Source organism: Gammaproteobacteria bacterium (genome assembly GCA_040183005.1).
In the GTDB taxonomy this organism is placed as follows: Bacteria; Pseudomonadota; Gammaproteobacteria.
The window spans coordinates 1,895,001-1,897,007 of record JAMPIW010000007.1 but is presented as its reverse complement, the minus strand read 5'-3'; the positions used below and the strand labels follow the sequence as shown (position 1 = coordinate 1,897,007).

Annotated in this window: 1 rRNA gene (cut by a window edge); it reads left to right on the top strand. The window is 50.9% G+C overall.

Annotated features, from left to right (window positions below):
• Nucleotides 1–249: 249 nt before the first annotated feature.
• A 23S ribosomal RNA gene (locus tag M3A44_14935) occupies nucleotides 250–2,007 on the top strand; it runs 1,137 nt beyond the window's last position.

Below are 2,007 nucleotides of genomic sequence, written 5' to 3'. Positions count from 1 at the left end.
TTTTATGCAGAGGTTATAACTGAGCGTCACCCTGTGATGTTCAGTTCTGGCTTTTGAGTCGGAAGGTGGTTTATACCATCTGTTTTTGCTCTTTAACAATCAGGAATGTATAGAAAGGCGTGAGATAAGTGACTCAAACGCTTATCTCACAGTGTCGTGCGCATGGCGATAAGCCATGGCGTGCGATACACAGGGTATGTTGCATCATGTCAAGCGATTACATATAACCAAAACTATTTGGGGTTATATGGTCAAGTGAATAAGCGCATACGGTGGATGCCTTGGCGGCAACAGGCGATGAAGGACGTAGTAGCTTGCGATAAGCTTCGGGGAGCCGGCAAACAGGCTTTGATCCGAAGATCTCCGAATGGGGAAACCCACCTCGTAAGAGGTATCCGTATCTGAATACATAGGGTACGGAAGCGAACCCAGGGAACTGAAACATCTAAGTACCTGGAGGAAAAGAAATCAACCGAGATTCCGTTAGTAGTGGCGAGCGAACGCGGAACAGCCCAGTCACATCAAGCATAAGCATTTTAGCAGAACGGTCTGGAAAGTCCGGCGATAGAGGGTGATAGTCCCGTATGCGAAAAGGTGTTTGTGTGGGTGACGAAGAGTAGGGCGGGACACGTGAAATCCTGTCTGAATATGGGGGGACCATCCTCCAAGGCTAAATACTCGTTGCCGACCGATAGTGAACCAGTACCGTGAGGGAAAGGCGAAAAGAACCCCAGTGAGGGGAGTGAAATAGAACCTGAAACCGTATGCGTACAAGCAGTGGGAGCATCGAAAGATGTGACTGCGTACCTTTTGTATAATGGGTCAGCGAGTTACTTTCAGTGGCGAGGCTAACTGTATAAGGGAGCCGTAGGGAAACCGAGTCTTAATAGGGCGAATAGTCGCTGGGAGTAGACCCGAAACCGGGCGATCTATCCATGGCCAGGGTGAAGGTGGGGTAATTCCCACTGGAGGCCCGAACCCACGTCTGTTGAAAAAGACGGGGATGAGCTGTGGATCGGAGTGAAAGGCTAATCAAGCCCGGAGATAGCTGGTTCTCCCCGAAAGCTATTTAGGTAGCGCCTCATGTATCACTCCCGGGGGTAGAGCACTGTTACGGCTAGGGGGTCATTGCGACTTACCAACCCGTTGCAAACTCCGAATACCGGGAAGTGCGAGCATGGGAGACACACGGCGGGTGCTAACGTCCGTCGTGAAGAGGGAAACAACCCAGACCGCCAGCTAAGGTCCCAAAATCATAGCTCAGTGGAAAACGATGTGGGAAGGCAGAAACAGCCAGGAGGTTGGCTTAGAAGCAGCCATCCTTTAAAGAAAGCGTAATAGCTCACTGGTCGAGTCGGCCTGCGCGGAAGATTTAACGGGGCTAAGCTATGTACCGAAGCTGCGGATTTACGCGTTAAGCGTAAGTGGTAGGGGAGCGTTCTGTAAGCCTGCGAAGGTGTTCTGTAAGGAATGCTGGAGGTATCAGAAGTGCGAATGCTGACATGAGTAACGATAATGCGGGTGAAAAACCCGCACGCCGAAAACCCAAGGTTTCCTGCTCAACGTTAATCGGAGCAGGGTGAGTCGGTCCCTAAGGCGAGGCAGAAATGCGTAGTCGATGGATAACAGGTTAATATTCCTGTACTTTGTGTTATTGCGATGGGGGGACGAAGAAGGCTAGGCCAGCCGGGTGTTGGATGTCCCGGTTTAAGGTGGTAGGCAGAGGACTTAGGCAAATCCGGGTCCTTAATGCCGAGAACTGATGACGAGGTTCCTTGTGAACCGAAGTGGTTGATGCCATGCTTCCAAGAAAAGCCTCTAAGCTTCAGATAACACGAAACCGTACCCAAAACCGACACAGGTGGGTGAGGAGAGAATCCTAAGGCGTTTGAGAGAACTCGGGTGAAGGAACTAGGCAAAATAGCACCGTAACTTCGGGAGAAGGTGTGCCTCTGAAGGTGAAGGACTTGCTCCGTAAGCTTTTGGAGGTTGCAATAGCCAGGTGGT